This is a genomic window from Xanthomonas floridensis, from assembly GCF_001642575.1.
GTDB lineage: Bacteria > Pseudomonadota > Gammaproteobacteria > Xanthomonadales > Xanthomonadaceae > Xanthomonas > Xanthomonas floridensis.
In genome coordinates this window covers 41,391-55,863 of record NZ_LXNG01000007.1, presented here as the reverse complement: position 1 = coordinate 55,863, position 14,473 = coordinate 41,391, and the positions used below count along the sequence as shown (strand labels likewise).

Sequence of the window (14,473 nt, the reverse complement as noted above, 5' to 3'; positions counted from 1 at the left end):
CGCAATGCGCAGGAACTGCAGCCAAACAATGGTGCCCAAGAGGGGACTCGAACCCCTACGACCTAAGTCGCTACCACCTCAAGGTAGTGCGTCTACCAATTCCGCCACCTGGGCATACGTTGCGCCGCTGGGCATCCCAGTGCGCAGCGTATTGTAACCGGCTTCAGCGTTTTTGTGCTGGTTCTGAAGCGTTTTCTTCGCTTGCCGCAGGCGCCGGCTGCGTGGCCGCGGGCTGCGCCGGCGTTACGGCCGGTGCCGCGGCAGGCGCGGGCTGCGACGGAGCGGTCGGCACTGCACCGCTGGCGGGCGCCTGCGGCAGCGGCTGGGCCAGCTCACCAGCAGCGGCGGCCGGTGCTGGGGTTGCCGCCTGCGACATCACACCCAGGTTCTGGTCGGTGGGACGGGCGCCATGGGTGGCGTACCAGGCCATGAACAGGCTGATGCTGAAGAACACCACGGCCAGCCACTTGGTCGACTTGGACAGGAAGTTCGACGCACCCTGCGACCCGAACACAGTGCCCGACGCACCCGCGCCGAAACCGGACCCGGCCGCAGCACCGGCACCGCGCTGCATCAGGATCAGCGCAATCATCGCCAGCGCAACCAGCACGTAGACCACATTGAGGATCAACATCAGCATTTCGAAATCCGTCCCCGGACAAAACTTAATGGGTTAACGAGCGGCCGCCGCACGCGCGATGGCCAGGAAATCTTCGGCCACCAAGGAGGCGCCTCCGACAAGCCCGCCATCGACATCGGGCTGTGCGAACAGCTCGCTGGCATTGTCGGGCTTGACACTGCCCCCGTACAGGATGGGCAGGGAATCGGCGATTCTAGCATCCGTCTTCGCGACTTCGCCACGCAGGAAGGCGTGCACAGCCTGGGCCTGGGCGGGACTGGCGGTCCGCCCGGTGCCGATCGCCCAGATCGGCTCGTACGCCAGCACGGCCCGTTCGAAGCCTTGGCTACCGACCAGGGCAATCACCGGCTCGAGCTGGGCACGTAGGATTGCCTCAGTCTGACCGGCTTCACGCTGTTCCAGCGATTCACCCACACACAGCACCGGGATCAATCCGGCATGGATGGCGGCGGCAAACTTGCGCGCTACCAGCTCGCTACTCTCCTGGTGGTACTGGCGGCGCTCGGAATGGCCGACCAGGCCGTACTCGGCACCGACATCCACCAGCATCGTGGCCGAGACCTCGCCGGTGTAGGCGCCCTTCTCGTTACTGCTGACGTCCTGGGCTCCAAACAACAGATGGTTGGCCTCGAAATCCTCGATCAGGTCACCGAGGTAAGGCAGTGGCGGCAGGATGACGACATCGACACCCTCCAGGGGCATGTGCGCGGCGACCTTGGCCACCAGGTCGGTGGCGAAGGAGCGGCTGCCATGCAGCTTCCAGTTTCCAGCAACGATTTTACGACGCATCAGGCGCAGGTTCCTGAGTTGAAGACGGGCGACAGAATAGCCCATGCCCTGTCGGCAACCGGCACACTTGTGTCCTGCAACTGTCCTATGCCTCCCTCAACAGGAACCCGCCATGTCCGATTCGCCTGTCTTCGCCCTGATCACCGGCGCCTCCAGCGGCATCGGCCGCGAGATCGCACGGGCGTATGCCAGGCGGGGCATCCCGTTGATCCTGACCGCACGACGGGTGGACCGGCTGCAGGCGTTGGCCGCCGAACTAGGTACGCAGGTGCGGGTGGAAGTCCTGCCGGCCGACCTGGCCGACCCGGACGCGGCGCAGATGCTGGTTGCGCAGATCCAGCGCGCGGGCTGGACGGTGGGCACCCTGGTCAACAATGCCGGCTACGGCGTACCGGGCCGGTATCTGCAAAACGACTGGGCCACGCATGCGCGCTTTCTGCAGGTGATGATCGGCACGGTGTGCGAACTCACCTGGCGGTTGCTGCCGATGATTCGCGCCAGCGGCCAGGGACGCATTCTCAACGTGGCCTCGTTCGCCGCGCTCACGCCCAGTGCCGATGGGCAGACGCTCTATGCGGCCAGCAAGAGCTTCCTGCTGCGCTTCAGCGAATCGCTGGCGCTGGAAAATGCCGACTGCCGGGTCAAGGTCTGCGCGCTGTGCCCGGGCTTTGCGTGGTCGGAGTTCCACGACGTCACCGGTACCCGCGAGGCGATGTCCACCCTGCCCCACTGGGCCTGGCTACAGGCCGATGCGGTGGCCGAGTACGGCATTGCCGCACTGGAGCGCGGGCAGGTGCTGGCGGTCCCGGGCTGGCGCTATCGCCTGGTCAATGCTGCCCAGCGCGTGTTGCCGCACGCGCTGGCCTTGCGCCTGATGGCGCGCGGCTCGCATCGGGTACGGCCGTTGGACTGAGCCGGCCATGGCTCGCGGTCCAGCGCTGCCGTGCAGGCACCAAGGCCGCGATGCATCCGCCTGCGGCGAAAGGCACAGCTCAGTGATTGACGATCTCCCCGTGCATGGCGGCCAGCCGCGCCAACAGGCGGTTCTGGGTGCGGCGCGGGATCTTTTGCTGGTCCATCGCCCAGTTCAGATCTTCCACCAGGGCGTTGAAGTCACCTTCGCGGATGGCCAGATGCTGGTGCGCCTGCTGCATCGACTTGGCGGTATCCGGACACGGACCGTCGGCGACGTGACAGAACTTTTGCACCAGACGCGCGTTGAGCATGACGATGTTGACGCGGGCAAACTTGTCGACGATGCGCTGATCGTCGGCGATGCGCGACAACATGGTCTCCACCAGGGCCTCGATGCCGGCCTGCCCGCCAAGCTCGTCGTACAACGTCGGTTGCGTGCGCGTGGTGGCGCAGGCGCCGAGCAGGCACAGCATGCACATCAGGCAACCACGCAGCCATCGATTCATCAGAACGCCACCTGCAGGGAGAGATAGGGGCCGCGCTGATCGGTCAACGTGGCAATCTCGCCCAGATCGGCCCAGGCTGCGGTGAGCGAGACATGCTTGTTGGGAAACCAGGCCACGAAACCGTCCGCCCAGGCCTGTTCGCGCGCAAAGCCCAGGTTGTCCGGCTTGTCGCGATACTCCACCCCGACCGCCCACGACGGCGAGAGCACGATGGCGGTACTGGCTTCGGCAACCAGGCGGTAACTGTCGCGACGATCGCCGCCAAAGCCGAGCAGACCGGTCTGGTTGGCGCGCGTCGCACGCAGCGTGCCGTTGAGCAGTAACTGGTAGCCGCCAGCGCCTTGCAGCAGCAAGCGGCTGGCACTGACGTAGACGTCGGTACCGTGATCGTCGCGGGCACCAATCGCCAGTGGCAGGGTGCCATCGCGCAGACGCTTGTACTGCACGCCCACGCTGACCTGCGGGCCGCGGCCGTAAACCAGGTCGCCGGACACGCGCAGCTTGGCGCCGAACACATCCTGGCCCAGCGCATTCCACGGCAGCCCAAGACGGTCCTGCAAGGTACCCAGGTCCAGGCGCTGACGCGCGAGCGACAGCTCCAGGCGGTTGCCGACGGTCAGTGCAGCGCCCTGTACATCGAGCCGGTAATCGCCGCTGTCGACATGGGTGGCGAACAGCACGGTGCCGAGCTCATCGCGGGTGCCGTAGCCGGACAATGTCGCCCACGGCACGATGCCGCCACCGCTGCTACCTTCGATCATCGATACGCCGCCGGTGGCCAGCAGGCGCCCCTCTCCGGCGATGGCCAGTGCCGGGATCAGCGCGATACCGACCGCCGCAACGATGACCGAGCCACGGATGCTGAATTTCATCAGTGCGCTCCTGCTTGCGCTGGCGAAGACTTGCCGAGTTGACGCATGCACCACGCCACCAGCGGCGCCTGTTCCAGCGGCGGCGCGTACAGATAGCCCTGCACCATGTCGCAGCCATAGCCGCGCAGCAGCTCCAGTGCGGTCGCGTTCTCGACGCCTTCGGCGATCACGCTCAGACCGAGGTTGTGTCCAAGATCGATGGTACTGCGCACGATGAAGGCGTCGTCGGTGCCTTCGGCCAGTTGCATGACGAAGCTCTTGTCGATCTTCAATTCGTTGACCGGCATGCGCTTGAGTTGGGCCAGCGAGGAATAGCCGGTGCCGAAGTCGTCGATGGACAGGCGCACGCCGACGCTGCGCAACTGGTGCAGCATGTGCAGCGCAGATTCGACATCGCGCATCAACGCGCTTTCGGTCAACTCCAGGGTCACCGTCTTCGCTGGCACCGCATGCTGCTCCAGGCGCGCGCGCACGTAATCTGGCAGGCCGGGATCGGAGAGATCCAGCGCAGACAGATTGATCGCCATGCCCAACTCCAGCCCCTGCGTGCGCCAGTGCGCCTGACAGCGCAGCGCCTCGTCCAGCACGAAGCGGGTCAGCGGGTGGATCACCCCGGAATGCTCGGCCAGCGGAATGAATTCGTCCGGACCGATCGGGCCCAGCGTGGGGTGATGCCAACGCACCAGCACCTCGACCTGTTCCACCTGATCGCTGCGCAGGCAGATCTTGGGCTGGAAGCGCAGGGTCAACTCATTGCCGCCGATGGCCTGACGCAGATCGCCGGTGAGTCGCAGCCGCCGCAGATGCTGCTCGTCCTGCCCCATGCGGTAGACGCTGGCGCCAACGGTGGTGGCGTCACCCAGCTGACGCCGCGCAATGTCGGCGCGGCGCAACAAGGTGTCCGGATCGGCGCCATGCTCGGGAATCAAGGCGATGCCGATGCTGGCTTCGAGCTGGATGCGCGCCTGCGGCAACACCAGCGGACGACGCAGCTGCAGCAGCAGGCGCTGCGCGTCCTGCTGCACGGTCGAGGCATCGGCCTGCGCCACCACCACCATGAATTCGTCGCTGCCGAGCCGGCCCACCAGATTGGGCGCCTGCACCACATCGGCCAGGCGCTGCCCGACTTCGACCAGCACCTGGTCGGCGAAATCGTGGCCGAGGCTGTCGTTGAGTTCCTTGAACCGCTCCAGATCCAGGATCAGCACCGCCGCCGTACCGCCTGAGGCCACCGTCTGTTCCACCACGTCCTTGAGTCGCTCCAGCAGCCAGAGGCGGTTGGGCAGACCGGTCAATGCATCGTGCCGGGCCTGATGCAGGATGCGCTGCTCGCGGCTTGCAATCTGTTGCTGCATGCGCCCGAAGCTATCGGCGAGTTCGGCCAGCTCACGGCCCGGCGGGACCTCGACCGCGGTCTGGTAATCGCCTTGCTGGATGCGTCGCGCCGCCTGCACCAGTTGCGCCACCGGCTTGCTGACGCCACGCGCCAGAAAGAGCGCCACAGCCAGGGCTGCAGCCGTCGCCAGGCCGGCAAGCAGCAGGATGCGCAATTTGAGGATGCGGTACGGCGCCACGGCGCGATCCAGCGATGCCTGCAGCGCCACCCGCACATGACTGTCGCCCTGGATCGATTGCAACTTGACCAGGTAGCGCGACTGGCCCAGCGTCAACGGAATCGCCGCCACCTGCGTGCGCTCGGCCGCCGGCAACTGCTGCGCAAATTCGCTGCGTGCAGCCGGCTCCAGGGTGGATGCCAGGACGCGGATTGGTGACCCGTCGGTGTAGAACGTGGCATCCAGTCCGGTCGTGCTGCGGAAGTCCTGCGCCAGGCCTTCGCCGGATTCGTTGCCGATTGCGATCCAGCCCACGCGGCTGGGCGCCAGCACCTGCACCACCGCCAGCCGCACGATGTGCTGATCCAGCGCGACCACGCCGACGGCGCGCCCGTCGCGCTGCGCCTGCTGCAACAAGGCCTGCACGGCGCGCAGTTGTTCGGCCTGCGGCACGTCGGCCAGCCCGGTCAGGAATTGCCCGTCCGGCGCGAGCAGCAAGGCGGTCTGCGCAGACATGCGCGCCGCATGGTTGCGCAGCGCCGATTGCATGGTGGGGACATCGCCACTGGCCACCGCGGCGCGAAATCCGAAGTCGTCTGCCAGCACCGACGCCGACTGCAGCAGTTGTTCGTCGCGGCGCAGGTTGATGCGCTGCCAGACGCGCTCGCCGATCTGCAGTTCTTCGCCAAGTTGCGCCTTGACGCTGCGCTCGGTTGCCAATTGCACCGCGATGAAGGTCAGTGCCTGCGTGGCAAGCACGACCAGCACCAGCAACGCCGCAATGCGCGTATGCAGCCGCATCGCTTTCATGGATGCGGCTTCTTGGGCTCGGCGCGGCGGAACTTGTCCTGCAGCGCGCGCACCCGATCGTCCACCGGCGCCACCGCCGGGGCTGCGCCCGTGGTCTGCAGGGTGACGCGGCGCTGCACCGCATCGCGTGCGACCTGCAGCGGCTCGGTGGCCGCTGCGCCCTTGATGCGCGGATGCCAGACGCGCAGCGTGTACGCACCTGCGGGTGCATCGAGTTGCACGCGGCCATCGCTACCGGTCTTGCCGAAATATGGGGTATCCAGCACCACGATGTAGCCCAGCATCCAGTCGTGGATATTGCAGCCCACCGTCACCAGACCGGCTTGATCGAACCGTACCGGCGCCGCAGTGGTGCCCTGGAACAGCGGCAATTCGAAGCGCTTGGCGGGAGAGAACGAATAGACCTGATGGCGGATCTGATCGTTGTTCGGAAACCGCACCGCGGTCCCGACGCGTATCGCCAGCACCGCAGGAACGAACTGCGAATTGACCTGATCCATCTCAACGGTCTTGCCGGCCGTGGCAGCAGCGGGACGCGGCACCTCCAGGCTAACCACCGCATCGACCAGAACACCATTGGCATCGGTGACGGTCACGTTCACCGGCGTTGCCGCCACAGGCGCCATCGCGCCACAGAGGGCAAGCGCCACTACCGCACTTGTTTGTTTGATCCACCGCATCCGCATGCGCCAATACCTCGTGCAATCGGCAGCGGGCGCCAGGCGAGTCCGACGTCGCGCTAGCGATCAGACTGATTTATCGGCGTGAGTGAACGCAAGCTTTAACCAGACACGAGCAGAATTTTATGAACGAAAGTGTGGCCCGTGTCATGGCTATGTTGCGGGCGCGGCAATGTATCGCAGCGCCCTCTACTGCTGGCAGCAGTGGCACCGCAAACGCCATGGCGCCGCTGCTGCGGTGATTACTTCAGCTTGATCTCGCGCAGGCGCTCTTCCAGGAATCCATGCGCGGTGATCGGCTCGGGATAGCGGCTGGGGTTGTCGACGCTGATGCACGAGGGCAGCACGTCGATCAGGAAATCCGGATTGGGGTGCAGGAAGAACGGCACCGAATAGCGCGGCTTGCGCGCGGCTTCGCCCGGGGGATTGACCACGCGGTGGATGGTGGACGGGTAGACGTGATTGGTGAGCCGCTGCAGCATGTCGCCGATATTGACCACGATGGTGTCGGCGTCTGCGGTGAACGGCACCCACTCGCCATCGTTGGAGCGCACTTCCAGCCCGGCGGCACTGGCACCGACCAGCAAGGTGATGAAGTTGATGTCACCGTGCGCACCGGCCCGCACGTTGGGAATGTCGTCACTGGTGATCGGCGGGTAATGGATCGGGCGCAGGATCGAATTGCCGTTGTTGGTCTTGTCGACGAAATAGTCCTGCGGCAGGCCGATATGCAGCGCCAACGCCGAAAGCACGCGCGAGCCGAGCTGATCGAGCTGCTGGTACAGCTGGTAGCCACGCTCGCGGAAGCCAGGCACTTCGTCCGGCCACAGGTTCGGCGCCATCACCTCGCGGTACGGCGAATCGTCAGGAATCTCGCGGCCGATATGCCAGAACTCCTTGAGATCGAAATGCTTGGAATCCTTGGCGGTTTCCACGCCGAAGGCGGTGTAGCCACGCGCACCGCCGCTACCGGGCAGGTGATAGCGGCGCTTCACCTCTTCGGGCAAGGCGAAGAACGCCTTGAACACCTCGTAGGCGGCATCGATATCGGCCTGAGCAATGCCGTGATTGCGGATGCCGGCAAAACCCCACTGCCGATAGGCCGCACCAAGCTCGGCGACAAAGGCGTCGCGGTCGCTGTCGAAACGGGTGATGTCCAGGGTCGGGATGCGGGCGCTCATACGGGTATCTGCAGTGGAAGTCGGGAAAGGAAACGCCTGCCGCTCAGGACAACAGGCGATACAACAGGTAGAACGTCGCGGCCTTGGCGAAGACCACGCACACGCCAATGATCAGCGACTCACGCCGCGTCACGCACCGCTCCGGAGAGACGGTCGAGCGTGGCCTGCATCAGGCCGGCATCGTCGGCTTCCACGGTCACGCGCACCACCGGTTCGGTGCCGGAGGGCCGCAGGAAGGCGCGTCCGCGCCCCTGCACCGCCGCCTGCGCCTGCTGCAACGCCTGCTGCACACCGGGCGCCTCCACGATCGCCTTGGCAGCGCCGCCATCCAGACGCACGTTCACGGTCTTCTGCGGCACCTTGGCCAGATCGCGCAGCGCTTCGCGCAGGCTATGCCCGTCGCGGCCCAGCGCTTCGAGCACCTGCAGCGCGCTGACGATGCCATCGCCGGTGCTGGCACGGTCCAGGCACAGCAGGTGGCCGGAGGTTTCCCCGCCCAGCGTGCCGCCGCCTTCGACCAATGCCTGGTGCACGTAACGGTCGCCGACCTTGGCGCGCTGGAACGGGATCTGCAGCGCGGCCAGCGCCGGTTCCAGTCCGTAATTGGTCATCAAGGTACCGACCACCGTGCCGGTGAGCCGGCCACTGGCCTGCCACGACCGTGCCAGCACGTACAGCAGGTCGTCGCCGTCGACCGGGTTGCCCTGGTCATCGGCCATCAGCACGCGGTCGCCGTCGCCGTCGAAGGCGATGCCCAGATGCGCCCCGCTCTCGCGCACCTTGGCGGCGAGATTGTCGATATGCGTCGAGCCGACGCCGTCGTTGATATTGAGCCCATCCGGTGCGGCGCCGATCACCACCACCTCGGCACCCAGCTCGCGGAACAGCATCGGTGCAATGTGATAGGTGGCGCCATGCGCGCAGTCCAGCACCATCTTCAGCCCCTGCAGGGTGAAGCCGCGCGCCACGCTGGCCTTGCAGAACTCGATGTAGCGGCCGATCGCGTCACGGGTGCGGATCGCCTTGCCCAGACGCTCGGATTCCACGGTGTGGAACGGCTCGTCCAGGGCGGCTTCGATCGCCGCTTCGGTGGCGTCGTCGAGCTTCTCGCCCTCGGCGGAAAAGAACTTGATGCCGTTGTCGTAATGCGGGTTGTGCGAGGCACTGATCACCACCCCGGCATCGGCGCGCAGGGTGCTGGTCAAGAACGCGATCGCTGGCGTCGGCATCGGGCCGATCATCTGCACATCGGCGCCCGCTGCGACCAGGCCGGCTTCCAGCGCCGCTTCGAACATATAGCCGGAAATGCGGGTGTCCTTGCCGATCAACACCAGCGGACGCTTGCTGCGGCCCTGGGTGAGCACACGGCCGAGCGCATTGCCCAGGCGCAGCACGAAATCGGCCGAGATCACGCCCTGCCCGACCCGCCCGCGGATGCCGTCGGTACCGAAATATTTGCGACTACTCATGCGACGCGCTGTTCCTGCTGAATGTGGACGCACGCGCCAATGCGCGTGCGACAAAGGGGGCGCGACCGGGTCGCGCCTGAGCCTACGCGGCCGCGTCCTGCGGGCGCGCCTGCCGCATCATCATGGCGGTGAGCTCGGCGATGCGGTCGCGCATCTGGCGACGGTCGCAGATCTGGTCGATGGCGCCGTGGTCGAGCAGGAATTCCGAGCGCTGAAAACCTTCCGGCAACGTCTCGCGCACGGTCTGCTCGATCACGCGCGGGCCGGCAAAGCCGATCAGCGCATGCGGCTCGGCGATGTTGATGTCGCCCAGCATGGCAAACGATGCCGACACGCCACCGGTGGTGGGATGAGTCAGCACCGAGATGTACGGCAGGCCGGCTTCGCGCAGGCGCCCGAGCGCTGCGGAGGTCTTGGCCATCTGCATCAGCGAGAACAGGCCTTCCTGCATGCGTGCGCCGCCACTGGCGGAAAAGCACACGAACGGGCATCCCACTTCCAGCGCCACTTCGGCCGCGCGCGCAAAGCGCTCGCCGACCACCGACCCCATCGAGCCACCCATGAAGGCGAAATCGAAGGCGGCGGCGACCAGCGGGTTGCCCTTGAGCGTGCCGCGCATGGCGATCAGCGCGTCGTATTCGCCGCTGGCCTTCTGGCTGGCCTTGATGCGCTCGCCGTAGCGCTTCTGGTCCTTGAACTTGAGCACGTCGACCGGGCCCAGCTGGGCGGCGATCTCGGTGGTCGCGGTCTCCGGGTCGAACAGCGAGTTCAGCCGCGCGCGGGCGCGAATGGCCATGTGGTGGTCACACTTCGGACACACCTCCAGGTTCTCCTCAAGCTCCGGGCCGTACAGCGCGCTGCCGCAGTTGCTGCACTTTTCCCAGAGGCCCTCGGGAACGCTGCGCTTCTTGGCCGGGGTGTTCTCGGTGCGGATGCCGGAGGGCATCAATTTGCTGAGCCAACTCATGCGTGTATGACAATCCATGCAGGGCGGCGATGCGGGCCGCAGAGGGGCGACAGTCTAACGCGCTGCGCGAAGGCCCAGGTAGCGCGGCGGGTGAATGTGGGCGTGGGGCGGCAGCGCGGAGGGTGGCCAGGTGCGCTGCTTATTGGGTGCGCGGGGGGCTTTGCCTGCGTCCGCTGCCCTCACCCCAACCCTCTCCCGCGCGCGCCGGGTTTCATGGTCGCCCCCCCCCTCCTGCGGCTACCCCTCCTCCTGCGCGCGGGAAAAGGGCTCAAGCGCAACAGTTGGCCTACCTGCCTTCCCCCGCCTGCGGGGGAAGGTGCCCGAAGGGCGGATGGGGGCATCGCTCGCGCCGGGCGATCCACACAGCCCATAGCAGCCGGAAACGGGCCTTGGCCTTGCCCTTGCCCTAGTCCTTATCCAGCGCCTGTCGAAGCGGGGCCAGAAAGGCTTCGGCGCGTTCGCGGGCGCTGCGGACGTCGCCCGCTTCGGTCAGGGCCGCCACCAAGGCGCTGCCGACCACCACGCCATCGGCATCGACGGCCATCGCGGCCGCGCTGGCAGCATCCTTGATGCCGAAGCCGGCCACCACCGGTGCGCCGGCGCGCTGGCGTAGCTGGCGCAGGCGATCGCTGGCGGCGTGGGTATCGAGCCGATCCGAGGCACCGGTGACACCTGCGAAACTGACGTAGTACAGATAGCCCTGCGCGGTGCTGCACAGCATGTCCAGGCGCTGCTCGCTGGTGGTCGGCGAGGCCAGCGCGATCAGTGCCAGCCCGACTTCGCTGAAGATGTCGCGGGTTTCGTCCGCCTCTTCCGGCGGCAGGTCCACCAGCAGCAGGCCATCCACGCCCGCGGCCACGGCGGCCTCAGCAAAACGCCGGGTGCCGTGGATTTCGATCGGATTGAGGTAACCCATCAGCACCACCGGGGTGACGGCGTCCTCGCGGCGGAACTCGTGCACCGCTTCCAGCACGTAGGCCAGGCCGGCGCCACGCCCCAGCGCACGCTCGGAACTGCGCTGAATGGTGGGACCGTCGGCCATGGGGTCGGAGAACGGCACGCCCAGCTCGATGACGTCGGCACCGGCGCGCACCAGCGCGTGCATCACCGGCACGGTGGCTTCCAGCGATGGGTCGCCGGCGGTGATGAAGGGAATCAATGCCTTGCGGCCGGTCTGACGCAAGGCGTCAAAACGCGTAGCGATCCGGTCTGGCGCGCGGCTCATGCGCAGCCCTCCACCAATTGCACGGCGTCCCAGCTTCCCCAATACATCGATGTCACAGTGCCTTCTCCGGTTTCGTAGCGAACGGCGAACTCGCCTTGCGGGTCGCGCCAGGTCAGATAATGATCGTTGCCGCGGTCGCCGCCGTATTTATGCGGTTGGACGCTGTAGCCCGCCGGCAGACGCGCGCGCGTGGAGGCCTCGCTGTCGCCGACATGGACACCGAAAGGACCGACCGGGCCCGCGTCGGCGACGTCGAAACGCACGATGCGATCGTCTTCGACCATCATCGCTACGCCGTTGGGCAACAGCCCACCTTCCACATGGCCGCACGGCCCAAGAGGCCCCGCGTTGAGTAGTGCCCAGTGCGCACGCGGTTCCAGCTCACTGAAGCGCTGACCGACGCGCACCCCGCCACTGCGCGCCAGTTCGGACGCAGGTGGCGCGGCCAGGGCCAGCGCAGAGATGCACAGCAGTCCCATTGCGCCGCCCAGCTTGCGCGCCTGGGTTGCGATCACAGCACCAGGCCTTCGCGCGCGGCGATGGTATGCACGTCCTTGTCGCCACGGCCGGACAGGTTGCACAACACCAGCGCGTCCCTGGGCAGCTCGCGTGCCAGCTTGATCGACTGTGCCACCGCATGGCTGGATTCCAGCGCGGCAAGAATGCCTTCGGTATGCGCCAGCAGATGGAACGCCGCCATCGCCTCGTCGTCGGTGATGCCCTGATACACCGCGCGGCCGCTATCGGACAGGAAAGAATGCTCCGGCCCCACGCCCGGGTAATCCAGGCCGGCGGAGATCGAATGGGTTTCGGTGATCTGGCCATCGTCGTCGCAGATCACGTAGGTGCGGTTGCCGTGCAGCACGCCGGGGCGGCCTGCGGCGATGGACGCGGCATGCCGGCCGGTGGCGATGCCGTCGCCTGCGGCTTCGGCACCGTAGATCTTGACGCCGGGGTCGTTGAGGAAGGCATGGAACAGCCCGATCGCATTGCTGCCGCCACCGACGCAGGCGCTGATCGCATCCGGCAGCCGGCCGTAATCCTGCAGCATCTGCTCGCGCGCCTCACGGCCCACGATCGCGTTGAAGTCGCGCACCATGCGCGGATACGGGTCCGGGCCGGCCACCGTGCCGATGATGTAGAAGGTGTCGCGCACATTGGTCACCCAGTCGCGCATCGCCTCGTTGAGCGCGTCCTTGAGCGTGGCCGAGCCGGAGCTCACCGGAATCACCGTCGCGCCCAGCAGCTTCATGCGGTAGACGTTGATCTTCTGCCGCTCGATGTCGGTGGCGCCCATATAGACCACGCACTCCAGGCCCAGCCGCGCCGCCACCGTGGCGCTGGCCACGCCGTGCTGGCCGGCACCGGTCTCGGCAATGATGCGGGTCTTGCCCATGCGGCTGGCCAGCAGCGCCTGGCCGATGGTGTTGTTGATCTTATGCGCGCCGGTGTGGTTCAGGTCTTCGCGCTTGAGCAGGATCTGCGCGCCGCCCACTTCGCGGCTGAGCCGCTCGGCGTGATAGATCGGGCTGGGCCGGCCGACGTAGTGCTTGAGGTCCTTGTCGTACTCGGCAATGAAGCTCGGATCCTGGCGCGCCTGGTCGTAGGCGGCAGCCAGTTCCTGCAGCGGGCCGATCAGGGTTTCGGCGACGAAGCGGCCGCCGAACTTGCCAAAGTGGCCGGCAGCATCCGGGTAGGCATAAAAGTCACTGATGGGCTGGGCCGACATGGGAATCCTCTGCAGCAATGCGGTCATACGAGAAGCGGCAACTCTACCGCAGGCCGGCAGCGCGATAAATCGATAAGATTGCCGCAACCTGTGATCTGGACTCACATATGACGGTATCGCTCCCGCCGCTGGCCGCCTTGCGCGCCTTCGAGGCCGCCGCCCGCCTGCAGAGCGTCAGCCGGGCCGCACAGGAGTTGCACGTGACCCATGGCGCCATCAGCCGCCATGTGCGTTCGCTGGAACAGGCGCTGGGCACGGCCTTGTTCACCCGCCAGGGCCGCGGCCTGGCCCTTACCGCCGCCGGGACACGGCTGCGCGACGCCACCGGCGAAGGATTTGCCCTGATCGGCGATGCCTGGGCGGCGCTGCGTCACCCGGCCAGCGAGGCGCCACTGGTGCTGGGGTGCTCGGGCAGCCTGCTGGCACGCTGGGTCATTCCCCGCCTGGGCCGGCTGCAACGCGACCTGCCCGACCTGCGCCTGCACCTGTCGGCCAACGAGCAACCACCCGGCCCGGACCTGGACGGCCTGGACGCGGCCCTGCTGCTGGAGTCGCCACCATGGCCGGGCGAGTGGCAGGTGCACGAGCTCGGCGTGGAATGGATTGGCCCGGTATTGAGCCCGCAGCTGGCAGCGACCTGGAAGCTGGACCACCACAGCCCCAAGGCCCTGCGCGATCACCCGGTGCTGCACACTCGCTCGCGCCCGCAGGCCTGGCCGGAATGGGCACAGGCGCACGAGATCGCGCCCGACACCTTGCGCCTGGGCACCGAATTCGAACACCTGGTCTATCTACTGGAGGCGGCCGCCGCCGGCCTGGGTGTGGCGATCGCCCCGCACCCCCTGGTAGCCGCTGACCTGGCGGCCGCACGCCTGCTGGCGCCGTGGGGATTCACCCCGACCAACGGACGCTGGGTGCTCTGTGCCGCAAGACGCAACCCGGACCCGCGCATCGCACGGCTGGCCAACTGGCTACGCACAGCACTGGAAGAGGATCAGGACGCGTTGTTGAGCACCTGAGCCCATCCTGCGGCCATCCTGGATACTGGACGCCAGCTCGGCGCCGCTGGACACATCAGAGTCTCAAGACTTGATCGCCCACTAAAAAAATGCGCCAGCGGCGCCCACCGCCTTTCGA

General features: G+C 66.7%; 14 protein-coding genes and 1 tRNA gene. 2 read left to right on the top strand and 13 right to left on the bottom strand.

The genetic code is table 11. From position 1 onward, the window contains the following. Window positions 1-29: 29 nt before the first annotated feature. The 3 genes from A7D17_RS04775 to tpiA all read right to left on the bottom strand — a co-directional run bounded on the left by A7D17_RS04775 (window position 30) and on the right by tpiA (window position 1,429). A tRNA-Leu gene (locus tag A7D17_RS04775) sits at window positions 30-114 on the bottom strand. A gap of 49 nt (window positions 115-163) precedes the next feature. Then, entirely contained in the window at window positions 164-640 is a 477-nt protein-coding gene (gene secG / locus A7D17_RS04770; protein ID WP_064508055.1) for a preprotein translocase subunit SecG, read from the bottom strand. A gap of 33 nt (window positions 641-673) precedes the next feature. Beyond that, window positions 674-1,429 carry a triose-phosphate isomerase gene (tpiA, locus tag A7D17_RS04765; RefSeq protein ID WP_064508054.1) on the bottom strand — a complete coding sequence of 252 codons (756 nt, stop codon included), beginning with the start codon at window positions 1,427-1,429 and terminating at the stop codon, window positions 674-676. Between the two features lie 112 nt (window positions 1,430-1,541). Between tpiA and A7D17_RS04760 the strand changes: the two genes are divergently transcribed. Continuing rightward, entirely contained in the window at window positions 1,542-2,342 is an 801-nt protein-coding gene (locus A7D17_RS04760; RefSeq protein ID WP_064508053.1) for an SDR family NAD(P)-dependent oxidoreductase, read from the top strand. Window positions 2,343-2,421: 79 nt separating this feature from the next. Here the strand turns inward: A7D17_RS04760 and A7D17_RS04755 are convergent, their stop codons facing one another. The 10 genes from A7D17_RS04755 to trpB all read right to left on the bottom strand — a co-directional run bounded on the left by A7D17_RS04755 (window position 2,422) and on the right by trpB (window position 13,336). Beyond that, window positions 2,422-2,850, bottom strand: coding sequence for a group I truncated hemoglobin (locus tag A7D17_RS04755; RefSeq protein ID WP_064508052.1), 429 nt, complete (start codon window positions 2,848-2,850; stop codon window positions 2,422-2,424). Continuing rightward, window positions 2,850-3,722 carry a DUF3034 family protein gene (locus A7D17_RS04750; protein WP_064508051.1) on the bottom strand — a complete coding sequence of 291 codons (873 nt, stop codon included), beginning with the start codon at window positions 3,720-3,722 and terminating at the stop codon, window positions 2,850-2,852. The genes A7D17_RS04755 and A7D17_RS04750 overlap by 1 nt, the downstream gene beginning before the upstream one ends. Further along, the gene (locus A7D17_RS04745; protein ID WP_064508050.1) at window positions 3,722-6,085 is read right to left on the bottom strand and encodes a putative bifunctional diguanylate cyclase/phosphodiesterase; all 2,364 of its coding nucleotides are present in this window, start codon (window positions 6,083-6,085) and stop codon (window positions 3,722-3,724) included. Before A7D17_RS04745 ends, A7D17_RS04750 begins: the two co-directional genes overlap by 1 nt. Further along, window positions 6,082-6,765 carry a methylamine utilization protein gene (locus A7D17_RS04740; protein WP_064508049.1) on the bottom strand — a complete coding sequence of 228 codons (684 nt, stop codon included), beginning with the start codon at window positions 6,763-6,765 and terminating at the stop codon, window positions 6,082-6,084. Before A7D17_RS04740 ends, A7D17_RS04745 begins: the two co-directional genes overlap by 4 nt. 242 nt (window positions 6,766-7,007) lie before the next feature. Further along, entirely contained in the window at window positions 7,008-7,946 is a 939-nt protein-coding gene (locus A7D17_RS04735) for an isopenicillin N synthase family dioxygenase (protein WP_064508048.1), read from the bottom strand. 119 nt (window positions 7,947-8,065) lie between these two features. Continuing rightward, the gene (gene glmM / locus A7D17_RS04725) at window positions 8,066-9,415 is read right to left on the bottom strand and encodes a phosphoglucosamine mutase (RefSeq protein ID WP_064508047.1); all 1,350 of its coding nucleotides are present in this window, start codon (window positions 9,413-9,415) and stop codon (window positions 8,066-8,068) included. A gap of 82 nt (window positions 9,416-9,497) precedes the next feature. Beyond that, window positions 9,498-10,382, bottom strand: a complete 885-nt coding sequence (accD, locus tag A7D17_RS04720; RefSeq protein WP_064508046.1) for an acetyl-CoA carboxylase, carboxyltransferase subunit beta — start codon at window positions 10,380-10,382, stop codon at window positions 9,498-9,500. A 406-nt stretch (window positions 10,383-10,788) separates the two neighbouring features. Then, complete coding sequence (gene trpA, locus A7D17_RS04715) at window positions 10,789-11,607, bottom strand: tryptophan synthase subunit alpha (RefSeq protein ID WP_064508045.1); 819 nt, start codon at window positions 11,605-11,607, stop codon at window positions 10,789-10,791. Beyond that, the gene (locus A7D17_RS04710) at window positions 11,604-12,122 is read right to left on the bottom strand and encodes a hypothetical protein (protein ID WP_064508044.1); all 519 of its coding nucleotides are present in this window, start codon (window positions 12,120-12,122) and stop codon (window positions 11,604-11,606) included. The genes trpA and A7D17_RS04710 overlap by 4 nt, the downstream gene beginning before the upstream one ends. Beyond that, window positions 12,119-13,336 (bottom strand): tryptophan synthase subunit beta, encoded by a 1,218-nt coding sequence (trpB, locus tag A7D17_RS04705; RefSeq protein WP_064508043.1) that lies wholly within the window; start codon window positions 13,334-13,336, stop codon window positions 12,119-12,121. Before trpB ends, A7D17_RS04710 begins: the two co-directional genes overlap by 4 nt. Before the next feature lie 107 nt (window positions 13,337-13,443). On the opposite strand from trpB, the gene A7D17_RS04700 reads away from it, so the two are divergent. Beyond that, window positions 13,444-14,355, top strand: coding sequence for a LysR family transcriptional regulator (locus A7D17_RS04700; RefSeq protein WP_064508042.1), 912 nt, complete (start codon window positions 13,444-13,446; stop codon window positions 14,353-14,355). The last annotated feature ends 118 nt before the right edge of the window (window positions 14,356-14,473 follow it).

Excerpts from the sequence above, each read along its gene's own strand:
- trpA (WP_064508045.1), bottom strand. The coding sequence starts at position 11,607 with ATGAGCCGCGCGCCAGACCGGATCGCTACGCGTTTTGACGCCTTGCGT.
- A7D17_RS04740 (WP_064508049.1), bottom strand. The coding sequence starts at position 6,765 with ATGCGGTGGATCAAACAAACAAGTGCGGTAGTGGCGCTTGCCCTCTGT.
- secG (WP_064508055.1), bottom strand. The coding sequence starts at position 640 with ATGCTGATGTTGATCCTCAATGTGGTCTACGTGCTGGTTGCGCTGGCG.
- accD (WP_064508046.1), bottom strand. The coding sequence starts at position 10,382 with ATGAGTTGGCTCAGCAAATTGATGCCCTCCGGCATCCGCACCGAGAAC.
- glmM (WP_064508047.1), bottom strand. The coding sequence starts at position 9,415 with ATGAGTAGTCGCAAATATTTCGGTACCGACGGCATCCGCGGGCGGGTC.
- tpiA (WP_064508054.1), bottom strand. The coding sequence starts at position 1,429 with ATGCGTCGTAAAATCGTTGCTGGAAACTGGAAGCTGCATGGCAGCCGC.
- A7D17_RS04760 (WP_064508053.1), top strand. The coding sequence starts at position 1,542 with ATGTCCGATTCGCCTGTCTTCGCCCTGATCACCGGCGCCTCCAGCGGC.
- A7D17_RS04735 (WP_064508048.1), bottom strand. The coding sequence starts at position 7,946 with ATGAGCGCCCGCATCCCGACCCTGGACATCACCCGTTTCGACAGCGAC.
- trpB (WP_064508043.1), bottom strand. The coding sequence starts at position 13,336 with ATGTCGGCCCAGCCCATCAGTGACTTTTATGCCTACCCGGATGCTGCC.
- A7D17_RS04700 (WP_064508042.1), top strand. The coding sequence starts at position 13,444 with ATGACGGTATCGCTCCCGCCGCTGGCCGCCTTGCGCGCCTTCGAGGCC.
- A7D17_RS04745 (WP_064508050.1), bottom strand. The coding sequence starts at position 6,085 with ATGAAAGCGATGCGGCTGCATACGCGCATTGCGGCGTTGCTGGTGCTG.
- A7D17_RS04755 (WP_064508052.1), bottom strand. The coding sequence starts at position 2,850 with ATGAATCGATGGCTGCGTGGTTGCCTGATGTGCATGCTGTGCCTGCTC.
- A7D17_RS04750 (WP_064508051.1), bottom strand. The coding sequence starts at position 3,722 with ATGAAATTCAGCATCCGTGGCTCGGTCATCGTTGCGGCGGTCGGTATC.